Source organism: Burkholderia oklahomensis C6786 (genome assembly GCF_000959365.1).
GTDB classification, from domain to species: Bacteria; Pseudomonadota; Gammaproteobacteria; order Burkholderiales; family Burkholderiaceae; genus Burkholderia; species Burkholderia oklahomensis.
The window spans coordinates 1313113-1332226 of sequence record NZ_CP009555.1 but is presented as its reverse complement, the minus strand read 5'-3'; the positions used below and the strand labels follow the sequence as shown (position 1 = coordinate 1332226).

The following is a 19114-nucleotide window of genomic DNA, read 5'->3' as shown; positions in this document are numbered from 1 at the left end:
CGCATCGTCATTGCGTCAGATCGATCTCGTAGGTCGCGAGGCCCTTGCCGGAGCCGTCGTCGGCCGCGACCTGCGTGATGCCGGCGAGGCCCGCGGCGTTCGCGAGCGCGACGAGGTTCGGCGCCGACGCGAACTGCACGTGCGCGACCGAGCTCGCGAGCTTCGTGAAGCGCCAGCTTCGCGCCGCACCGTCGGCCGTGCGCGTGAGCTGGCCGCGCTTCTTGATGTACGCGATCAGCACGTCGCGGTTCGCGTCGGGCGACGCGAAGATCGTCTTGCTGCCGTCGAGGCCCGGGAAGTTGCCGCCGCCGCTCGCGCGATAGTTGTTCGTCGCGACGATGAACTGCGCGTTCGGATCGATCGGCGCGCCCTTGTACGCGAGGTTCCTGATCCGGCTGCCGGCCGCTTGCGTCACGTCGATCTCGTAGCGCAGATCGGCGGACGTGAACATGTCGAAGTTGTAGCCGGGGAACGTGCTGACGAGCTTCTGCACGGTCGCCTTCGTCGGATCGATCGTGTTGAAGCGCTTCGCCGCGGTCTCGAGCCAGTTCTTGATGTCGGCGCCGCTCACCTTCACCGCGTAGACGGTGTTCGGGTACAGATAGAGGTCGGCCGCGTTGTTGATCGCGAGCGCGCCCGGCGCGACGTCGGTGAAGTCGGTGCCGCCGCCGAAGCCGCTCTTGAACGGCGCGCTCACCGACAGCACCGGCAGCGACGCGTACTGCGGCAGGTTCGCCTGCACGTAGCCCGCGACGTAGTCGGCCTGCGCCTCGTTGACGATCTGGATCGCGCCCGGATCGCCCACGTCCGCGAAATAGCTGCTCATCCGGTAGTCGGTGCTGCCGATCGGCGTCTTCACGTAGTCGATCGTCGCCTGATGCTCGGCCGCGATCGCCGCCGAAACCGACGGATCCGCCGCGACGTAGCTCTTGTCCGCGTTCTGGATCGAGCGCGCCTCGACGGTCGTCTGCGATTTGTCGACGCTCCACGTCTTGCCATTGAACGCGAGGCCGAGCTTGATCACGCCGAGATGCTTGCCCCAGTAGTTCGCCATCACGGTCGGCACGCCGTTGACCGTGCCCTTCGCCTTGTCGACGCCCGGCAGGTTGAACTGCGCGACCGTGCTCGACGCGTCCGGGAACACCTGGTGCGAGTGGCCGATCAGCATCGCGTCGATGCCGGGCACGGTGGACAGCCACCAGCTGCCGTTTTCCATCGTCGGCGAATACGGCGAGTTGTCGAGGCCGCCGTGCGAAATCGCGACGACGAGATCCGCGCCCTTCGCCCGCATCTCGGGAATGTACTTCTCGGCCGCTTCCTTCAGGCCCGTCGTGTAGACCTTGCCGTCGAGCCAGCGCTTGTCCCAGCTCATGATCGTCGGCGGCGTGAAGCCGATGATGCCGATCTTCACGGGCGCGGTGATCGTGCGGCCGTCGGGCGCCGTCGCGGTGACGGTCTTCGAGAGGATCGTGTACGGCGTGAAGAGCGGCGCGTTCGTCTTCGCGCTGATCACGTTCGCGAGCACCTGCGGGAAGCTCGGGCCCGCGCATTTCTTCTGCTGCGCCGGGGCGGGCAGGCCGTCGACGGCGAACGTGTTGCCCGTCACCTGCGACAGGTACGGCAGCCCGTAGTTGAATTCGTGATTGCCGATCCCGCCGCCGTCGAACTTCGCCGCGTTCATCACCTTGTAGATCGCGAGCGTGTCGCTGCACGACACGGGCTTCACGAGCGCCTGATAGTCGGCGAGCGCGGTGCCCTGGATCGTGTCGCCGTTGTCGAGCAAGAGCGTGTTCGGATACTGCGCGCGCGCCTGCGCGATCAGCGTCGCGACGCGCTCGAAGCCGAGCGAGTTGTCGGCGGCGAGCTTGAAATAATCGTACGAGAGCACGTTCGTGTGCAGATCGGTCGTCTCGAGCACGGCGAGCGTCGCCTTCGTGCCGGCGGGCGTCTGCGCGTCGGACGAGGCGGGCGGCGTCGGGGCGACGTCGTCGTTGCAGCCGGCGACGAGCGCCGCGCATGCGACGAGGGCGGCGGCAGAGAGCCGCCGGCGAAAGCGCAAGGGGAATGGCATCGGTTTTTTCCTGTTCTGTTTCCGTTGAGCCGGGGATGGCGTGAGCGGCGCATGGCCGACGGCCTGGCATCCAGCGCGTGAGAGTATCGAAAGGAAACGTGACCGAAGAATGAAAGCGCTTGGACGGCAAACCGGAAGGCGCCCGGAAAGCATATCGGAAGCTTGCGCGCCGCGGGAACGGCCGGTGCGGCCCGCGCGCTTCGTGCGCGCGCGCCGGCCCATCGCGCCGGACGGCCCGGCGAAACGAGACTTCGCGCGGCGAAGCGGTTCGCTACAATGGCCTCTGTCACCGTTTTGCAAAATCGACCTTTGGACTTCCAGACTCCCCCCGGCCTGTCGGTCGATTCCGGCAGCCAAGGCCAGACCGTGCGCCTTTACGGGCAGTGGACGGCGCTTGCCCTCGCGCGCGATCGCGGCAACGTCGCGCGCCGGATCGCGCGGCTCGCGAAGGAGCCCGTCGGCGAATGGGATCTGTCCGGCGTCGTCCGGCTCGATCACGTCGGCGGGCAGGCGCTCTGGCGCGTGTGGGGCCGCCGGCTGCCCGAAGGGCTCGCGCTCACCGACAATCAGCGGACCGTGTTCGAGCGGATCGAGCGGCTCGACGAAGGCCGCGAGGCGCCCGAGCCCGTCGTGCGGATCGATCCGATCACGCGCTTCGGCCAGGGCCTCTTCACGTTCGGCGAGCACCTGTACGGCGGCATCGGGCTGCTCGGCCGGCTGGTCATCGATCTGCTGTCGGTGCTGCGCCGGCCGCGCACGATGCCGTGGACCGAGATCTCCGCGAACGTCTACGCCGCGGGCGCGAAGGCGCTGCCGATCACGGCGCTCGTCGCGTTCCTGATCGGCATCGTGCTGTCCTATCTGTCCGCGCAGCAGCTCCAGCTGTTCGGCGCGAACCGCTACATCGTCAACATCCTCGGCCTGTCCGTGATCCGCGAGCTCGGGCCGGTGCTGTCGGCGATCCTCGTCGCGGGCCGCTCGGGCTCCGCGATCACCGCGCAGATCGGCGTGATGCGCGTGACGGAAGAGCTCGACGCGATGCGCGTGATGGGCATCCCGCACGGCCTGCGGATCACGCTGCCGCGCGTGCTCGCGCTGGGCGTCGCGATGCCGCTCCTCGTGATGTGGACCAACGTCATCGCGCTGACGGGCGGCGCGCTCGCCGCGAAGTTCGTGCTCGCCATCGACCTGAACTTCTTCGTGCGCTCGCTGCCGTCCGTCGTGCCGATCGCGAACCTGTGGATCGGGCTCGGCAAGGGCGTCGTGTTCGGGATGCTGATCGCGCTCGTCGCGTGCCACTTCGGCTTCCGGATCAAGGCGAACTCGCAGAGCCTCGGCGAAGGGACGACGACGTCCGTCGTCACGTCGATCACGGTCGTGATCCTCGCCGACGCGGTGTTCGCGATCCTCTTTCAGAACGTGGGGCTCGGATGAGCGCGCGCGATGACGATTTCGTGATCGAGGTGCGCGATCTCACGAAGCGCTACGGGCGCAACGTGGTTCACGAGCACCTGGACTTCGACGTGCGCCCGGGCGAGATCGTGGCGATCGTCGGCGGCTCCGGTTCGGGCAAGACGACGCTCGTGCGGCAGATCCTCGGCCTCGAGCGGCCGACGTCCGGCACGATCAGGGTGTTCGGCGAGGACACGTCGAAGATCGACGCCGAGACCGCGCGCGTGATGCGCAGCCGCTCGGGGATGCTGTTCCAGCACGGCGCGCTGTTCTCGTCGCTGACCGTGTTCGACAACGTCGCGCAGCCGCTGCGCGAGCTCGGCCGCGTGCCGGAGGACCTGCTGCACGACATCGTGATGCTGAAGCTCGAGATGGTCGGGCTGCCGTGCAAGCATGCGTCGAAGATGCCGGCCGCGCTGTCGGGCGGGATGGTCAAGCGGGTCGGGATCGCGCGCGCGATCGCGCTCGAGCCGGAGCTGCTGTTTCTCGACGAGCCGACGGCGGGGCTCGATCCCGGCGCGTCCGACGAGTTCGTCGAGCTGATCGCGACGCTGCATCGCACGCTGGGCCTCACCGTCGTGATGGTCACGCACGATCTCGATACGATGGTCGCGCTGTCGACGCGCGTCGCGGTGATCGCCGACCGCAAGGTGCTCGTCGCCGCGCCCGTCGAAGAGGCGGCGGGCGTCGATCATCCGTTCATTCACGAGTACTTTCTCGGGCGGCGCGGACGCCGCGCGCTGCAGGCGCTGCCGCCCGAGCGTCGCGCGCGCCTGCCGAAGGCGGCGCTCGAGCCGGCGCCGTCGGACGTCGAGCTGTAAAACGAGGGAACCCCCGCATGGAAAACAAATCACACGCGTTCTGGGCCGGCCTGTTCACGATCGGGCTTCTGCTCGCGATCGTCGGCGCGGTCTATTGGTTCAACGTCGATCGCACGGTGCGCGTGCCTTACGATCTCGTGTCGCGCTCGAACGTGACGGGGCTCTTCCCCGACGCGGCCGTCCGCTATCGCGGGCTCGACGTCGGCAAGGTGCAGTCGATCAACTTCGACCGCGGGCATCCGGGCGAGATCGTGATCCGCATCCTCGTCGACACGAACGCGCCGATCACGCGCTCGACGTTCGGCAGCCTCGGCTTCCAGGGCGTGACGGGCATCGCGTTCGTGCAGCTCGACGACACGGGCGCCGATCAGGCGCCGTTGCCGACGTCGGCGAAGGCGGTCGCGCAGATTCCGATGCATCCGAGTCTCTTCGACCAGCTCCAGCAGCGCGGCGACGTGCTGCTCAAGCAGATGGAGATTGCAGCGAAGAGCATCAACGAGATGCTGTCGCCCGAGATGCGCGATCAACTGAAGGCGACCGCGGCGAGCATGCAGCATGCGGCCGACGGCGTCACCCGACTGTCGAAGCAGGTCGAACCCGCGCTCGCGCAAATGCCGGAGACGATGGCGCACGTGAACCATGCGCTCACGTCGGCGAACGCGCTCGTCGCGCCGGGCGGGCCGCTCGTCACGAATCTGAACCGCGCGGGGCAGGCGCTCGCGTCGATGAACGACACGCTCGCCGAGCTGAGCGCGCGCGTGCGTTACGACACGCTGCCGCGCTTCAACGCGCTCGCGACGAACGTCGGCGACGCGTCGCGCACGCTGAAGGACGTCGCGGGCGACGTCGGCCGCAATCCGCGCAGCCTGCTGTTCGGCACGCCGCTCGCCGAGCCGGGCCCGGGCGAGACGGGATTCGTGTGGCCGAGCGCCACGCCCGCCAAATAAGCTTTCTTGGAATTCACGATGCACGCACACTTCATGTCAGGTCCTTTCTTCCGCCGAAGCCGTCCGGCGCTCGCGCTCGCCGTGGCGCTCGCGATCGCGGGCCTGAACGGCTGCGCGGGCACGCCCGCCGCGCTCTCGAACATCCGCTACGACCTCGGGCCCGCGCAGCCGTCCGCGTCGGCGGGCGCGGGTCCCGCGCTCAAGGTGCTCGACGTGAGCGCGCCCGACGCGCTCAATTCGGACCGCTTCGTCTACCGGCTCGCGTACGCGGACGCGCAGCGCATCGCCATGTACCGCGACAGCAAATGGACCGCGCCGCCCGCGCAGTTGCTGACGCAAAGGCTGCGCGGCGCGCTGTCGCGGCGCGGCGCGGTGCTCGAGGGCGAGGACAGCGTGCGCGCGCCCGTGCTGAAGGTCGAGCTGTCCGAGTTCGAGCAGGTGTTCGACGGCCGCTCGCAGAGCCATGCGGCCGTCACCGCGCGCGCGACGCTCACGCAGGACGGCAAGGTGCTCGGCCAGCGCACGTTCGTGTCGCGCGCGCCGGCGAGCACGCCGGATGCGGCGGGCGGCGCGCAGGCGCTCGCGACGGCGAGCGACGAGCTCGTCTCGCAGCTCGTCGCCTGGCTCGGCGTCCAGGCGTACGCCGCCGCGCGATGAACGCCGCCGCGCGCGCCGCGCTTGCCGCGCCGTGCGCGGCGCCGCCGGGATGAAACGCGCCGCGCGCTGGCGGCGTCGTCATTCGACGCTCGCGCGTCAGGCGTTCGCCGTCTACGCGGCGCTCGTCGTCTATGCATCGCTTTATCCGTTCACGGGCTGGCGCTCGCTCGGCATCGGCCCGTTCGACTATCTGCTCGCGCCGCTGCCGCGCTATCTGACCGCGTTCGACGTCGTCACCAACGTGATCGGCTATCTGCCGTTCGGCGCGCTCGCGGTGCTCGCGCTCTATCCGCTGCGCGGCGTGCCGGCCGTGCTCGCCGCGACCGCGGCGGGCGCGCTGCTGTCAGGCGCGATGGAGGCGCTGCAGACGTATCTGCCGACGCGCGTGTCGTCGAATCTCGATCTCGCGGCGAACGCGCTCGGCGCGCTGATCGGCGCGACGCTCGCTGCGCCCGCCGCGACCGCGCTGATCGAGCGCGGCGTCGTGCGGCGCGTGCGCTTCGCGTGGTTCGAGCGCGATGCGTCGACGCCGCTCTTTCTCGCCGCGCTGTGGGCGGGCGCGATCCTGTTTCCGTCGCCGTTCCTGTTCGGCATCGGCGACTGGCCGAGCGAGCTCTGGGAGAGCGCCGACGTGTCGATGCGCGGCGCGCTCCTCGCGTGGACGCCCGCCGCGTGGAACGTGCCCGCATGGCCGGACCGGCTCGACGGCCTGCTGTCCGATTCCGCGTGGGAGGCGCTGCTTGCCGCGCTCGGCCTGTTCGCGGCGCTCGCGGTCGCGTCGCTCGCGATGCGCGAGCGCGCGCCGCGCGTGCGGCTCGTCGTCGGCTTCACCGTGTTCGCGCTCGCGCTGAAGGCGGCCGCGACGTTCATGCAGTCGTACGCGGGCCTGCTGTTCGATTGGGCGACGCCCGGTGCGCAGCTCGGCATCGCGGCGGGCCTCGCCGCCGCGCTCGTCGCGCTGCGGCTCGCGAGCGCATGGCGCGCGTCGCTCGCCGCGGCGGCGCTTGCCGTCGCGCTCGCGCTCGTCAACGTGCTGCCCGTCAATCCGTTCTTCGATTTCGCGCTGTCTGGCTGGCAGCAGGGCCGCTACGTGCACTTCAACAGCATCGCGCGCTGGCTCGCGTGGGTCTGGCCGTACGCGGCGCTCGTCTGGCTCGCCGGCCGCGCGGAGCGCGCCTGGCTCGCGAAGCGCGCGGCGGGTGCTTCGCGCGGCGCCAGCGGCAAACGGCGCCGCTCGCTATAATCGGCCACTCGCCTGCTGATTCCGTCCGACAACGCGGGGCGCTCACGCGGCGCCCGCACGCAATGGGCCACATCATGGATCCCTACTATCAACACCATGTCTTTTTCTGCCTGAACCAGCGCGAAAAGAGCGCCGATCGCCCGAGCTGCGCGAACTGCGGTTCGCAGGAGATGCAGGAATACGCGAAGAAGCGCGTCAAGGAGCTCGGCCTCGCGGGCGCGGGCAAGGTGCGCGTCAACAAGGCGGGCTGCCTCGACCGCTGCGAGGAAGGCCCCGTCGTCGTCGTCTATCCGGAAGGCGTCTGGTACACGTACGTCGACACGAACGACATCGACGAAATCGTCGAATCGCATCTGCGCGACGGCCAGGTCGTCGAGCGCCTGAGAATCTGAGCACGGTTTTTCGAATTCCCCGCACGCTGCTGCATGAACGCCTACACCCAGAAATCCCTGATCGCCGGCCCGGTCGGCAACATCGAGATCGCGATCGACCTGCCCGACGCGGTGCGCGACGGCTCGGCCGCGCCGCGCGGGATCGCGCTCGTCGCGCATCCGCATCCGCTCTTCGGCGGCACGATGGACAACAAGGTCGCGCAGACGCTCGCGCGCATCTTCGTCCAGTTGAACTACGCGGTGATCCGCTCGAACTTCCGCGGCGTCGGCGCGACGGAAGGCGAGCACGACAACGGCGCGGGCGAGGTCGACGATCTGCTCGCGGTGCTCGCGCACATGCGTTCGCTGCCCGGCCACGCGGAACTGCCAATCGTGCTCGCGGGCTTTTCGTTTGGCACGTTCGTGCTGTCGCACGTCGGCAAGCGGCTGCGCGACGCGGGACAGGCGATCGAGCGGATGGTGTTCGTCGGCACGGCGGCGAGCCGCTGGCAGGTCGCCGACGTGCCGGAAGACACGATCGTGATCCACGGCGAGAACGACGACACGGTGCCGATCGCGTCGGTCTACGACTGGGCGCGGCCGCAAGAGCTGCCCGTCGTCGTGATTCCGGGCGCCGAGCACTTCTTCCATCGCAAGCTGCACATCCTGAAGCGCGTCGTCGTCGGCGCGTGGCGCTGACGCGCGACGAGCGGCGTTTCGTTTCGCCGTGCGCCGCGCGGCGAGCGGGCGGATGCCGGAGGTTCGTCGTGCCGGGCGCGTCGCGGTGGCTCGCCGCGGATCGCTGCTGCGTCGTGCCGCATCTCGCGGCGTGCGCGGCTGGCGCGGTCGAGTTGCACGGCCGGCGCGCGCGCCGCGCGGCACGGCGCGGTACCGCGCGGCGTGCGGCTTGCGCGGCTGCATGGCAGTTGCTCACGGCGCGCGACATGGGCGTCCGGCGCGATCGCCGTTCCGTCCGCAATCGGCCGACGAGCGTCCGGCGATCGGCCCGCGATCGGCCGTCGGCCCGCCCGCCGCGACCGAATCACACCGCCGGCCGCGCGACAAGCTCCCCAATCCCGAAAAGCGCCGCTGCGAACTTCCGTATAATGGCCGGGTTTTGCGTCGGCCCGTCCGAACGGACGTCCGATGCGCCGTGCTGGCCGCCGCGCCGCTTTTCGCTCTGCGAACCGATCGCGCCGCCGCCTGTCCAATCGGCGCGTTTCGCGAGCCTTCCTTCCCAGAAATGCCGCAGGAACGCCGCCGACCGGCCCTTCAACCGCGCGCCTCGTGTGCGCTGCAATTTCTGCCATCAGCCTGAATCGATATGCGTCTGTCTTCCTTCGGCCTCACGTCACTCGCCACTTCCACCGCCTTTGCCGTCGCCGCGCGTAATGTCGCGCTCGGCGTCGTGCTGCCCGCCGCGCTCGTGTCGACGATCGCCGTCGCGCAGGCGAAGCCCGCCGCCAAGGCGAAGCATGCGGCCGCCGCGCCCGCCGCCGCGCCGACGGGCGCGCCCGCCACGTATGCGCCGGGCGCGGTGCCGCCGCCCGGCGTGAATGCGCGCTCGTGGGTGCTCGTCGACGCGACGAGCAATCAGGTGCTCGCATCGGGCAACGCGGACGAGCGCGTCGAGCCCGCTTCGCTGACGAAGCTGATGACGGCGTACCTCGTGTTCGAGGCGCTCGATGCGAAGAAGATCACGATGGAGCAGATCGTGACGCCGAGCGAAGCGGTGCGCCGCGTCGGCCGCGACGAGTCGCGGATGTTCATCGAGGCGAACAAGCCCGTCAGCGTGCACGATCTCGTCTACGGGATGATCATCCAGTCGGGCAACGACGCCGCGATCGCGCTCGCCGAGCTCGTCGGCGGCAGCGAAGCGCAGTTCGTCAACATGATGAACGCGGAAGCGCAGCGCCTCGGGATGACGGGCACGCACTTCGCCGACGTGAACGGGATGCCCGACCCGCAGCACTACACGACGGCGGGCGATCTCGCGAAGCTGTCGACGCACCTGATCCGCGACTATCCGGACTACTACAGCATCTTCTCGGTCAAGGACTTCACGTACAACAACATCAAGCAGCCGAACCGCAATCGTCTGCTGTGGCTCGACCCGACCGTCGACGGCCTGAAGACCGGCCACACGCAGGCGGCGGGCTACTGCCTGATCGCGTCGGCGAAGCGCTCGCTGCCGGGCGCGACCGACGCGACGCGCCGTCTCGTCACCGTGATGATGGGCGAGACGAAGGAAAGCGACCGCGTGCAAGACAGCATGAAGATGCTGAACTACGGCTACACCGCGTTCGACTCGGTGCGCCTGTACAAGGCCGGCCAGGCGATCGACACGCCGCGCGTCTACAAGGGCAAGAGCAACAACGTGCAGGTCGGCGTGAAGAAGGATCAGTTCATCACGGTGCCGCGCGGCATGGCGGACAAGGTGAAGCCGGAAGTCGCGCTGAACGCGCCGCTCATCGCGCCGCTCGCGGACGGCCAGGCGGTCGGCTCGGTGAAGCTCGTCGCCGACGGCAAGACGGTCGCGGAATTCCCGGTCGTCGCGCTGCAGCCGGTGCCGGAAGCGGGCCTCCTCGGCCGCATCTGGGATTCGATCCTGCTGATGTTCAGCAAAAAGAAGTAAGCTGTCCGGGTCCTGCCGGACCGGATCCCTTCGTCATGACTTCGTCACTCGTTTAACGCCATGAGCCAAGCCGATATCGAACCGACCGTCTACCTGAGCGTCGCGTCGCGGGAAGCGCTGGTGCCGCTGTCCGAAGCGCGCGTGCCGGTGCTCGACCGCGGCTTCATCTTCGGCGACGGCGTGTACGAAGTCGTGCCGATCTACGCCGACGGCGCGCGCCGCGCGCCGTTCCGGATCGCGCAGCATCTCGCGCGTCTCGCGCGCAGCCTGAAGAAGATCGGCATCGACGATCCGCACGACGAAGCGGGCTGGCGCGCGCTCGTCGCGCGCGTCGTCGACGCGAACGCGGCGGTGCTCGGCGGCGGCCAGCACGCGATCGTCTACATCCAGGTGACGCGCGGCGTCGCGAAGCGCGGCCACGCGTTTCCGGCGAACGCGGTGCCGACGGTGTTCGCGATGGCGAGCCCGCTGTCGCTGCCGACCGACGCGCAGCGCGCGCAGGGCGTGCGCTGCGTGACGGCCGAAGACCGCCGGTGGCTGCATTGCGACATCAAGTCGGTGTCGCTGCTCGGCAACGTGCTGATGGCGCAGCATGCGGCGGAGCACGACGCGGTCGAGACGATCCAGCTGCGCGACGGCAACGTGACGGAAGGCTCGTCGTCGAACGTGTGGATCGTGAAGAACGGCGAGCTGATCGCGCCGCCGCGCAGCAACAGGATTCTCGAAGGGATCCGCTACGCGCTCGTCGAGGAGCTCGCGGAGGCGTGCGGCATCCGCTTCGTCGCGCGCGACGTCAACGAAGCGGAGCTGCGCGCGGCCGACGAGATCCTGCTCACGTCGGCGACGAAGGAAATCCTGCCCGTGACCCTGCTCGACGACCTGCCCGTGCAGGGCGGCCGGCCGGGCCCGGTGTTCGAGGCGCTGTACGCCGCGTACCAGCGGGCGAAGGCGCACGAGATGGAAAGCGTCTGAGCGGGCTCGACCCTCGACGCGTGGAGAACGACATGACCGAATCAAACAAGACCGTCGAGCTGACGGGCGAAATCGCGACGCCGAAGGAAACGCTGCTCGAATTTCCGTGCGACTTCCCGATCAAGGTGATGGGGCGCGCGCATCCGGAGTTCAAGGACACGATCTTCAAGGTCGTGAGCGTGCACGACAACGAGATCGATCTCGAGAAGATCGAAGAGCGTGCGTCGAGCGGCGGCAACTACACGGGTCTCACGATCACCGTGCGGGCGACGAGCCAGGAGCAGCTCGACAACATCTACCGGGCGCTGACCGGCCATCCGATGGTCAAGGTCGTCCTCTGACGGCCGGCCGCTAGTTCCCGCTCATCATCTTTCCCTTCGCGCACGCGCGGCCGCACCGGCCGCCGCGTGCTGCGCCTCCAGCGTCGCGCACACCGCGTTGAAGCGCGCGATCTCCTCCAGCAGCCAGGTCCGGAACGCCTGCACGCGCGGCGTCTGAGCGAGCGACGGCGGGCACACGAAGAAGTAGTGCCACGGGCTCGGCCCCGCGATGTCGAAGAGCCGCACGATCCTGCCCGCCGCAAGCTCCGGCACCGCGAGCGAGCGCCGCACGAGCGCGATTCCCTGACCGTCGATCGCCGCCTGCAGCAGATTCGACGAATCCTGATACAGCACGCCGCGCTTCGGCTCGGTCAACGTGTCGAGGCCCGCCGCGTCGAACCACGGGCGCCACAGCTCGTCGTCCGAGCGCAGCAGCGGATAGCGGGCGAGATCGGCGGGCGTCTCGGGCAGCACGCCGCCGTTGAGCGTCGGCGCGCAGACGGGGAAGAACGTCTCGTCGAGGAGCGGCTCGACGTACAGCCCCGGATAGACGCCGTAGCCGAAGCGGATCGCGACGTCGACGTCGTCGCGCGCGAAATCGACGAGCGCGTCGCTCGCCCGCAATTCGAGATCGATTTCCGGATGCCGCTCGATGAACGGGCCGATTCGCGGCGTGATCCAGCGCGCGGCGAACGACGGCAGCGTCGACACGATGAGCCGCTTGTCGCGGTCGCTTGCGCGGATGTCGCGGGTCGCGTCGGCGATGAGCGTCAGCGCGGCGCGGACCTGCTGCGCGTAGCGGCCGCCCGCGTCCGTCAGCGTGAGCCGCTTGCCGTGGCGCACGAACAGCGGCACGCCGAGCTCGGCCTCGAGCGCGCGCATCTGATGGCTGACCGCGCCGTGCGTGACGGACAGCTCGTCCGCCGCGCGCGAGAAGCTCTCGTGCCGCGCGGCGGCTTCGAACACGCGCAGCGCGTTCAGCATGGGCAGTTGACGGAGGTTCATCGGTTAGTTTTTCTCACAAGCACGTGAAAATCGGTCGTTTTGCGCCGAGCCTTGTGCGCACTACGATTGTAGCCACTGGAGCATTTTTGGCGGAGGCTGTCATGAGAGAGATTTCTTCAAGCATCACGTTCGAGATCCAGCCCGGCGAAACCGTGCCGATGAAGGTGGCGCGCAGCACGCGGCTTAACGTGCGCGGCGCGTCGGTGTGGGCGACCCGCAGCAACGACGTCCACGATTATTTCCTGTCGCCGGGCGAGACGCTGAAGCTGCGGCGCGGCGAGCGGCTGTGGCTGAGCGCCGACGGCGAGACGAGCGCGTGCGTGTCGTTCTCGGTCGCCGTGCCGCCGCAGCAGGCGGCCGTGTCCGGCATCGTGCGGTTCGCGACGCGGTTCGCCGCGCGCTTTCGCGACGGGTGGCGCACCGTCTGAGCGCCCCGCGGTCGCAGGCGGCGCGCGCCGCCGCGTGATCCGTCCCCTTCCGGCACCGGCGAGGTGCATGGGTTTTCGGTAAACTACCGCCCATGTCAGCCTCGCCGGTTTCCATCGTGCCTCCCGCTTCCGCCGCGCCCACCGCGCCCGACGCCGCCGCGTCGGCTTCCTCGTGTCCGCCCTTCGCGCTGCCCGTCACGGTTCGCTGGCTCGGCGAGACGCCTTACGAAGCGTGCTTCGACGCGATGCGGGCGTTCACCGACGCGCGCACGCCGGACACCGGCGACGAGATCTGGGTCGTCGAGCATCCGCCCGTCTACACGCTCGGCCAGGCCGGCAATCCGTCGCATCTGCTCGTCGCCGACAGCGGCGTGCCGCTCGTGAAGGTCGACCGCGGCGGGCAAATCACCTATCACGGACCGGGGCAAATCGTCGCCTATCTGCTCGTCGACTTGAGGCGGCGCAAGCTGATGGTGCGCACGCTCGTCACGCGGATCGAGGAGGCCGTGATCGAGACGCTCGCGGCGTATAATCTCGCGTCGGTCCGCAAGGCCGGCGCGCCCGGAATCTACGTGGAATCGGGGCTGCATCGCGGCGCGAAGATCGCCGCGCTGGGACTCAAGATCCGCAACGGCTGCAGCTATCACGGTCTGAGCGTCAACGTGAAGATGGATCTGCGCCCGTTTCTCGCGATCAACCCGTGCGGTTACGCGGGACTCGAAACGATCGACATGGCGAGCCTCGGCGCGACCGCCGACTGGCACGAAGTCGCACGGACGCTCGTGCGCCGTCTGATCGCCAACCTCGACGGCGCAACCGCGGCCGCCGCATTGCCGCAGCAGGCACTGGAACAATCGAATGACTGACCTTACCGCTACCCCCGCACCCGCCGAGCCGGCCGCGTCCGCGTACGATCCGACCGCCAAGCAGAAGGCGCAGGCGAAGACCGCGCGCATTCCGATCAAGATCGTTCCGATCGAGAAGCTCAAGAAGCCCGAATGGATCCGCGTGAAGGCGGCCACGGGCAGCTCGCGCTTTTCCGAGATCAAGACGATCCTGCGCGAGCACAATCTGCACACGGTGTGCGAGGAAGCGAGCTGTCCGAACATCGGCGAGTGCTTCGGCAAGGGCACCGCGACGTTCATGATCATGGGCGACAAGTGCACGCGCCGCTGCCCGTTCTGCGACGTCGGCCACGGCCGGCCCGATCCGCTCGATGCGGACGAGCCGAAGAACCTCGCGCGCACGATCGCGGCGCTGAAGCTCAAGTACGTCGTGATCACGAGCGTCGACCGCGACGACCTGCGCGACGGCGGCGCCGGCCACTTCGTCGAGTGCATCCGCGAAGTGCGCGAGCAGTCGCCGCAGACCCGCATCGAGATCCTGACGCCGGACTTCCGCGGCCGCCTCGATCGCGCGCTCGCGATCCTCAACGCCGCGCCGCCCGACGTGATGAACCACAATCTCGAAACGGTGCCGCGCCTGTACAAGGAAGCGCGCCCCGGCTCGGACTACGCGCATTCGCTGAAGCTGCTGAAGGATTTCAAGGCGCTGCACCCGGACGTCGCGACGAAGTCGGGCCTGATGGTCGGCCTCGGCGAGACGCCCGAAGAGATCCTGCAGGTGATGCGCGATCTGCGCGCGCACGACGTCGACATGCTGACGATCGGCCAGTACCTGCAGCCGTCCGAACATCATCTGCCGGTGCGCGAGTACGTGCATCCGGATACGTTCAGGATGTACGAGGACGAGGCGTACAAGATGGGCTTCACGCACGCGGCCGTCGGCGCGATGGTGCGGTCGAGCTATCACGCCGATCTGCAGGCGCACGGCGCCGGGGTGGTTTGACCCGGGACGGCCTGCCGGTTCGACGATCGGTCGGTTCGGGTGGTCAATGAAGAACCCGCAGCGAAGCAGGCTGCGGGTTTTTTTTGTGGTGCGCCGCGCCCGGGGTGATTCGGATCGTTTGAGGCGGCGCGTCGAGCCGCCAGGCAGCGGCGCGGCGGGGTGAGGCGGCGGCGTAGACGGCGATGCGCGATGCGATCGGTCAGCCGATGAAAGAACCGGCGGACGGCTGCGATCGCTGACGATTTCCCTGCGATCGGCCAAACGCGCGCCCGCCGCTACGACGAGTCGGACGCGCGGCGCGACCGGCGCGCAACGCAGCCCGCGTCCGCACTCACGCCCGCGCACTTGGCGCATCCCGCGCGCATCCCGTCTACGGCCGCCCCAAAGCGTGCGTCGGCCAAGCGTCCATCAATCTCCCGCCACGACGCCGTCGCGCCGCGGATCCGATCCGCCGAACCAAACCGGCCGCCCCTCGACGTTGATCCGCTGAATCCCTTGCAGGCTCGACCCCAGCTCGACGACACGCACGTCGTGTCCGCGCTCCTTCAGCGCATCGGCGAGCGCATCGGACACGCGTCCCTTCTCGAGCTCGGTCGGCCCGTTGCGCGAGCCGAAGTTCGGCAGCGCGATCGCCTGCTGGATCGTCATGCCCCAATCGGTCATGCCGACGAGCGTCTTCGCGACATAGTTCGCAACCGACGCGCCGCCCGCCGAGCCGAGCGCCATCATCAGCCGCGACGAGCCCTTCTCGAACACGAGCGCGGGCGCGAGCGTCGAGCGCGCGCGCTTGCCCGGCTGCACGCGGTTCGCGACCGGCTTGCCGTGCTCGGCCGACGCGGGCGAGAAATCGAGCAGCTGGCTGTTGAGCAGGAAGCCGCGCACCATCAGCCGCGAGCCGAAGCGCTCGTCGAGCGTCGACGTCATCGACACCGCATTGCCGTAGCGATCGACGACGGTGATCTGCGATCCCGACGGCGGCTCCGCGCCGCGATCGGCGGCGGACGCGGGCGGCAGGCCGGACGGCGAGCCGGCGCTCGCTTCGCCCGCGCTCGCATCGCCGATCAGGCGCGCGCGTTCGGCGACGTAGCGCCGCTCGACGAGGCGCTTCCAGCTGCCGCCCGGCGGCGCGACGAAATCGGGATCGGCGACGTACTGCGCGCGGTCCGCGTACGCGAGGCGGCCCGCCTCGCTGAACAGATGCGCGGCGAACGGCGTCGGCTCGAGGCCCGTCGCATTGCGCACCGGCTTTTGTGCGCCGATCTGCCGCCAGTCCGGCTGCGCTTCGAGCAGGCCGAGCATCTGCGCGACGACGAGCCCGCCCGCCGACGGCGGCGGCATCCCGCACACGGTCCATTTGCGATAGTCGGCGCACAGCGGCTCGCGCACCTTCGCGCGGTATTGCGCGAGATCCTGCACGCTCAGCACGCCCGGATTCGGCGCCTGGCGGACTTTCGCGACGATGTCGCGCGCGATCGCGCCGGTATAGAACGCGTTCGCGCCGTGCGCGGCGACGAGCCTGAGCGTCGCCGCCAGCTGCGGGTTCTTCAGCGTCGTGCCGGCCGGCTTAGGCGCGCCGTTCCTGTCGTAGAAGTACGCGCGCGCGGCCGGATCGCTTGCCAGCGACGGATCGTTCGCGATCATCGCCGCGAGTCGCGGGCCGAGCGGGAAGCCTTGCTCGGCGAGCCGGATCGCGGGCTGGAACAGACGCCGCCACGGCAGCTTGCCGTGCGCGCGATGCGCGAGCTCGAGCATCCGCAGCACGCCCGGCACGCCGACCGCGCGCGCCCCGAGCGCCGAAGGCGGCAGCGGCTTGCCGTCGGCGCCGTGGAACAGGCGGTCGGTGGCGGCGGCGGGCGCGGTTTCGCGGCCGTCGTACGCCTCGACCGTCTTGCCGTCCGCGTGCAGCAGGAACGCGCCGCCGCCGATGCCCGACGCCTGCGGCTCGACGAGCATCAGCACCATCTGCGCGGCGATCGCCGCATCGACGGCCGTGCCGCCCGCCTTCAGCATCTCCTGGCCCGCCTGCGCGGCGAGCGGATGCGCGGCCGCGATCATGTCGCGCTGCGCGGTCCAGCCCGGCTTGTCGACCCAGCTCGACAGCTCGGCGGGCGCGACCGGCGATTCCGCGGCCGACGTTGCGGAAGCCTTCGCGGCTGCCGACGCCGGCGTGGCCGATGCGGCGGCGTTCCGCGCGTCCGAGCCGGGCGCGTTCGCGCATCCGGCGGCGGCGACGGCGAAGAGGGCGGCGGCGATCGCGCCTGCCCACCCGTGGGGCGAGTGCGGACGAATCCGGTCGATCATGAAAGCCTCGATGCGAAGAAAAGACGGCGGCAACGGCAAATGCGAACGCCCGTGCGGCGCCGCGCGGGCGGGGTATTGTCGCCGCGTCGGAAGCCGCTTGTCATCCGACAATAAACCCTTAGCGTCGCGGGCCGGAGCGCCCGCCGCTCGCCGTCCCGGTTCGGCGCGGGCAGCAGGATCGCGGCGCCCGACGCGGGCGAGCGGAGGCGAGCCCGCGACCGCGCGCGACGCGCGGACCGGGGCAGGCTCCAGCATCGCGCCGTCCTCGCGTATATGGCTACCGTGCCGCGCATGCTGTCACGGTCGATGAAGCGGGCGCGGGTTGCTGCACGCCCGTGCGGTCTCGATCGGCATCGTCGCGCCCGGGGCGGCGGCGACGGAAGCCCGAATCGGTTTCAGCCGGCGCGCGCAGGGTCGCGAACGCTCGCCGGCGTTCTTCGTTTCCGGCGAGGTGGCCAAGCTCGATGCCGGCCATTACTATCCGTGAAGCGCGGTCGTGGCCGCGACGGGTGAACGTGCGTTGCAGCCGCGGCGGCGCGCGGCGGACCATGCCTTCCGGTTCGCCCGCCCACGCGCTGCATCGAGCCGCGACCCTTGCACAGACGGACATCCGGGCAATCGAATGCAAGAACCTTCTGACGAGCGAAGCCGGCGGGCGCGGCGCACGACCGCGGCCGGCCGACCGCCGCCGGCCGACCGGCGCGCGCTGATCCGCGCATACGGATTCGCGCTCGCCGCGATCCTCGTGATCGCGCTGTTCCCCATCCTGTCGGTTGCGGCGGCGGGGATCGTTGCCGACGCGGCCGGCTGCGCGCTGAACGAAGCCTCGGTCCATCCTTGCCTGATCGGCGGCATCGATTTCGGCGAGACGCTCTACGCGATGGGCGTGCTCGGCTGGCTGATGCTCGGCTCGCTGCCCATCGGCGGCCTTTTGCTGATGGCTTGGGCGATCGCGCTGCTCGCGCATCTGCTGCGCCGGCGCGCGAGCACGCGACGCTGACGCGCGCGCATTCATCGGCGCTCGCCGGCGTCGCGCGCCTGCCCGCTCGCCGAGCGGCCGTACCGCGTCCCGACGCCGCACCGGAAATCGGCGCGCGCTCGCGTCACCCGCCGCGTCCGGCGTTCCTCGCCTCCTCGAGCACGAATTCGATGAACGTCGACGTCGCGCGCGTGTGGTGCCGGTTCGGCATGTACAGCATGTACATGTGCGTGCCGAAGATGCTGAGCCGGTACGCGTCGAGCGTCGTGACGACGGCGCCGCGCCGCACGTCGTCGTGCACGACGTAGTCCGGCACGATGCCGACGCCGAGCCCGGCGAGGATCGACTGGCGCAGGAACAGGAAGTTCTCGGAGATGAGCGTCGGCTCGAGCAGCACCTCGTGCCGTTCGTCGCCGAGATACGCGGCGACGCGCAACTGCCGGCCGACGACCGTCGCCGTGATCACGGGCGCGTCGAACAGCTGATCGAGCTCGGTCGGCATCCCGTGCGTCGCGGCGAAGCCGGGCGACGCGCACGCGACGTAGCGCACCGCGCCCATGTCGCGCGCGACGAGGTTCTGCGGCGGCTCGGACATCACGCGCACCGCGATGTCGACTTCGTCGCGCATCAGATCCTCGACGCGGTTCTCGAACACGACGTCGAGCACGATGCCCGGATAGAGCCGCTTGAACGCGATCAGCCAGTTCGACATCACGAGCTGCCCGTAGCCGCTCGGCACCGACAGCCGCACGCGGCCCTGCAGGTCCTGGCCGAGCGTCGTCACCGCCTCGCGCGCGGCGAACAGTTCGTTCTGGATCCGCCGGCCGTGCTCGTAGAGCCGCAGCCCGATCTCGGTCGGCTCGATGCGCCGCGTCGTGCGCCGCACGAGTTGCAGCCCGATCGATTTCTCCAACTGGTTGAGCCGGTAGCTGACGTTCGCGCGGCTCATCTTGAGCCGCTGCGCCGCCTTGCTGAGATTGCCTGCGTCGAGGATGTCGACGAGCAGCGTGAGCGCATTCAGATCCATCGCCGTGCCCGCATGTCCAAAGTATTTGTCAAATGTG

The 19114-nt window shown here is 69.5% G+C and carries 20 protein-coding genes; 15 read left to right on the top strand and 5 right to left on the bottom strand.

The annotated features are described in order from the left end of the window. Positions 1-7 precede the first annotated feature (7 nt). Complete coding sequence (locus BG90_RS05890) at positions 8-2071, bottom strand: bifunctional 2',3'-cyclic-nucleotide 2'-phosphodiesterase/3'-nucleotidase (RefSeq protein ID WP_025989622.1); 2064 nt, start codon at positions 2069-2071, stop codon at positions 8-10. A 309-nt stretch (positions 2072-2380) separates the two neighbouring features. Between BG90_RS05890 and BG90_RS05885 the strand changes: the two genes are divergently transcribed. The 7 genes from BG90_RS05885 to BG90_RS05855 all read left to right on the top strand — a co-directional run bounded on the left by BG90_RS05885 (position 2381) and on the right by BG90_RS05855 (position 8261). Next, positions 2381-3505, top strand: coding sequence for an MlaE family ABC transporter permease (locus BG90_RS05885; RefSeq protein WP_010101304.1), 1125 nt, complete (start codon positions 2381-2383; stop codon positions 3503-3505). Next, entirely contained in the window at positions 3502-4344 is an 843-nt protein-coding gene (locus tag BG90_RS05880) for an ABC transporter ATP-binding protein (RefSeq protein WP_010101305.1), read from the top strand. The genes BG90_RS05885 and BG90_RS05880 overlap by 4 nt, the downstream gene beginning before the upstream one ends. Positions 4345-4361: 17 nt before the next feature. After that, a complete protein-coding gene (locus BG90_RS05875; protein ID WP_010101306.1) occupies positions 4362-5291 on the top strand; it encodes an MlaD family protein in 930 nt (309 codons plus the stop codon). Positions 5292-5309: 18 nt separating this feature from the next. Further along, a complete protein-coding gene (locus tag BG90_RS05870; protein ID WP_010101309.1) occupies positions 5310-5948 on the top strand; it encodes an ABC-type transport auxiliary lipoprotein family protein in 639 nt (212 codons plus the stop codon). A 49-nt stretch (positions 5949-5997) separates the two neighbouring features. Further along, entirely contained in the window at positions 5998-7191 is a 1194-nt protein-coding gene (locus tag BG90_RS05865; protein ID WP_081469694.1) for a VanZ family protein, read from the top strand. Between the two features lie 74 nt (positions 7192-7265). Then, positions 7266-7583, top strand: coding sequence for a (2Fe-2S) ferredoxin domain-containing protein (locus tag BG90_RS05860; RefSeq protein ID WP_025989623.1), 318 nt, complete (start codon positions 7266-7268; stop codon positions 7581-7583). A 33-nt stretch (positions 7584-7616) separates the two neighbouring features. Further along, entirely contained in the window at positions 7617-8261 is a 645-nt protein-coding gene (locus BG90_RS05855; RefSeq protein WP_010101317.1) for an alpha/beta hydrolase, read from the top strand. Positions 8262-8604: 343 nt separating this feature from the next. Here BG90_RS05855 and BG90_RS05850 read toward each other — a convergent pair whose 3' ends face one another. Continuing rightward, on the bottom strand, positions 8605-8838 hold the full coding sequence (locus tag BG90_RS05850) for a hypothetical protein (protein WP_010113681.1): 234 nt from the start codon (positions 8836-8838) through the stop codon (positions 8605-8607). 48 nt (positions 8839-8886) lie between these two features. Between BG90_RS05850 and BG90_RS05845 the strand changes: the two genes are divergently transcribed. From BG90_RS05845 to BG90_RS05835, 3 genes are read left to right on the top strand one after another with little or no spacing between them, the layout of a single operon-like run. Next, positions 8887-10197 carry a D-alanyl-D-alanine carboxypeptidase family protein gene (locus tag BG90_RS05845; protein ID WP_045568088.1) on the top strand — a complete coding sequence of 437 codons (1311 nt, stop codon included), beginning with the start codon at positions 8887-8889 and terminating at the stop codon, positions 10195-10197. Positions 10198-10257: 60 nt separating this feature from the next. Further along, positions 10258-11169 (top strand): D-amino acid aminotransferase, encoded by a 912-nt coding sequence (locus BG90_RS05840; RefSeq protein WP_010101329.1) that lies wholly within the window; start codon positions 10258-10260, stop codon positions 11167-11169. A 32-nt stretch (positions 11170-11201) separates the two neighbouring features. Beyond that, positions 11202-11510 (top strand): HP0495 family protein, encoded by a 309-nt coding sequence (locus BG90_RS05835; protein ID WP_010101331.1) that lies wholly within the window; start codon positions 11202-11204, stop codon positions 11508-11510. A 24-nt stretch (positions 11511-11534) separates the two neighbouring features. On the opposite strand, the gene BG90_RS05830 is transcribed toward BG90_RS05835, so the two are convergent. Next, positions 11535-12494 (bottom strand): transcriptional regulator GcvA, encoded by a 960-nt coding sequence (locus tag BG90_RS05830; protein WP_025989624.1) that lies wholly within the window; start codon positions 12492-12494, stop codon positions 11535-11537. 101 nt (positions 12495-12595) lie between these two features. Between BG90_RS05830 and BG90_RS05825 the strand changes: the two genes are divergently transcribed. From BG90_RS05825 to lipA, 3 genes are all read left to right on the top strand, one after another. Next, positions 12596-12922 (top strand): DUF2917 domain-containing protein, encoded by a 327-nt coding sequence (locus BG90_RS05825; RefSeq protein ID WP_010101335.1) that lies wholly within the window; start codon positions 12596-12598, stop codon positions 12920-12922. 92 nt (positions 12923-13014) lie between these two features. After that, a complete protein-coding gene (gene lipB / locus BG90_RS05820) occupies positions 13015-13788 on the top strand; it encodes a lipoyl(octanoyl) transferase LipB (RefSeq protein WP_045568087.1) in 774 nt (257 codons plus the stop codon). After that, positions 13781-14770: a lipoyl synthase gene (lipA, locus tag BG90_RS05815; RefSeq protein WP_010101338.1), complete on the top strand. Its 990-nt coding sequence runs from the start codon at positions 13781-13783 to the stop codon at positions 14768-14770. The genes lipB and lipA overlap by 8 nt, the downstream gene beginning before the upstream one ends. 408 nt (positions 14771-15178) lie before the next feature. On the opposite strand, the gene ggt is transcribed toward lipA, so the two are convergent. Continuing rightward, complete coding sequence (gene ggt, locus BG90_RS05810; protein ID WP_010113694.1) at positions 15179-17071, bottom strand: gamma-glutamyltransferase; 1893 nt, start codon at positions 17069-17071, stop codon at positions 15179-15181. Positions 17072-17393: 322 nt separating this feature from the next. On the opposite strand from ggt, the gene BG90_RS36630 reads away from it, so the two are divergent. Both BG90_RS36630 and BG90_RS05805 read left to right on the top strand, forming a co-directional pair. Then, positions 17394-17558 (top strand): hypothetical protein, encoded by a 165-nt coding sequence (locus tag BG90_RS36630; RefSeq protein WP_010113696.1) that lies wholly within the window; start codon positions 17394-17396, stop codon positions 17556-17558. A gap of 135 nt (positions 17559-17693) precedes the next feature. After that, entirely contained in the window at positions 17694-18071 is a 378-nt protein-coding gene (locus BG90_RS05805) for a hypothetical protein (RefSeq protein WP_010101341.1), read from the top strand. Positions 18072-18174: 103 nt separating this feature from the next. Here BG90_RS05805 and BG90_RS05800 read toward each other — a convergent pair whose 3' ends face one another. Beyond that, positions 18175-19077, bottom strand: a complete 903-nt coding sequence (locus tag BG90_RS05800; RefSeq protein WP_010101342.1) for a LysR family transcriptional regulator — start codon at positions 19075-19077, stop codon at positions 18175-18177. Between the last annotated feature and the right edge of the window lie 37 nt (positions 19078-19114).

Excerpts from the sequence above, each read along its gene's own strand:
- BG90_RS05890 (WP_025989622.1), bottom strand. The coding sequence starts at position 2,071 with ATGCCATTCCCCTTGCGCTTTCGCCGGCGGCTCTCTGCCGCCGCCCTC.
- BG90_RS05880 (WP_010101305.1), top strand. The coding sequence starts at position 3,502 with ATGAGCGCGCGCGATGACGATTTCGTGATCGAGGTGCGCGATCTCACG.
- BG90_RS05875 (WP_010101306.1), top strand. The coding sequence starts at position 4,362 with ATGGAAAACAAATCACACGCGTTCTGGGCCGGCCTGTTCACGATCGGG.
- BG90_RS05870 (WP_010101309.1), top strand. The coding sequence starts at position 5,310 with ATGCACGCACACTTCATGTCAGGTCCTTTCTTCCGCCGAAGCCGTCCG.
- BG90_RS05865 (WP_081469694.1), top strand. The coding sequence starts at position 5,998 with ATGAAACGCGCCGCGCGCTGGCGGCGTCGTCATTCGACGCTCGCGCGT.
- BG90_RS05860 (WP_025989623.1), top strand. The coding sequence starts at position 7,266 with ATGGATCCCTACTATCAACACCATGTCTTTTTCTGCCTGAACCAGCGC.
- BG90_RS05855 (WP_010101317.1), top strand. The coding sequence starts at position 7,617 with ATGAACGCCTACACCCAGAAATCCCTGATCGCCGGCCCGGTCGGCAAC.
- BG90_RS05845 (WP_045568088.1), top strand. The coding sequence starts at position 8,887 with ATGCGTCTGTCTTCCTTCGGCCTCACGTCACTCGCCACTTCCACCGCC.
- BG90_RS05840 (WP_010101329.1), top strand. The coding sequence starts at position 10,258 with ATGAGCCAAGCCGATATCGAACCGACCGTCTACCTGAGCGTCGCGTCG.
- BG90_RS05835 (WP_010101331.1), top strand. The coding sequence starts at position 11,202 with ATGACCGAATCAAACAAGACCGTCGAGCTGACGGGCGAAATCGCGACG.
- BG90_RS05830 (WP_025989624.1), bottom strand. The coding sequence starts at position 12,494 with ATGAACCTCCGTCAACTGCCCATGCTGAACGCGCTGCGCGTGTTCGAA.
- BG90_RS05825 (WP_010101335.1), top strand. The coding sequence starts at position 12,596 with ATGAGAGAGATTTCTTCAAGCATCACGTTCGAGATCCAGCCCGGCGAA.
- lipB (WP_045568087.1), top strand. The coding sequence starts at position 13,015 with ATGTCAGCCTCGCCGGTTTCCATCGTGCCTCCCGCTTCCGCCGCGCCC.
- lipA (WP_010101338.1), top strand. The coding sequence starts at position 13,781 with ATGACTGACCTTACCGCTACCCCCGCACCCGCCGAGCCGGCCGCGTCC.
- ggt (WP_010113694.1), bottom strand. The coding sequence starts at position 17,071 with ATGATCGACCGGATTCGTCCGCACTCGCCCCACGGGTGGGCAGGCGCG.
- BG90_RS05805 (WP_010101341.1), top strand. The coding sequence starts at position 17,694 with ATGCAAGAACCTTCTGACGAGCGAAGCCGGCGGGCGCGGCGCACGACC.
- BG90_RS05800 (WP_010101342.1), bottom strand. The coding sequence starts at position 19,077 with ATGGATCTGAATGCGCTCACGCTGCTCGTCGACATCCTCGACGCAGGC.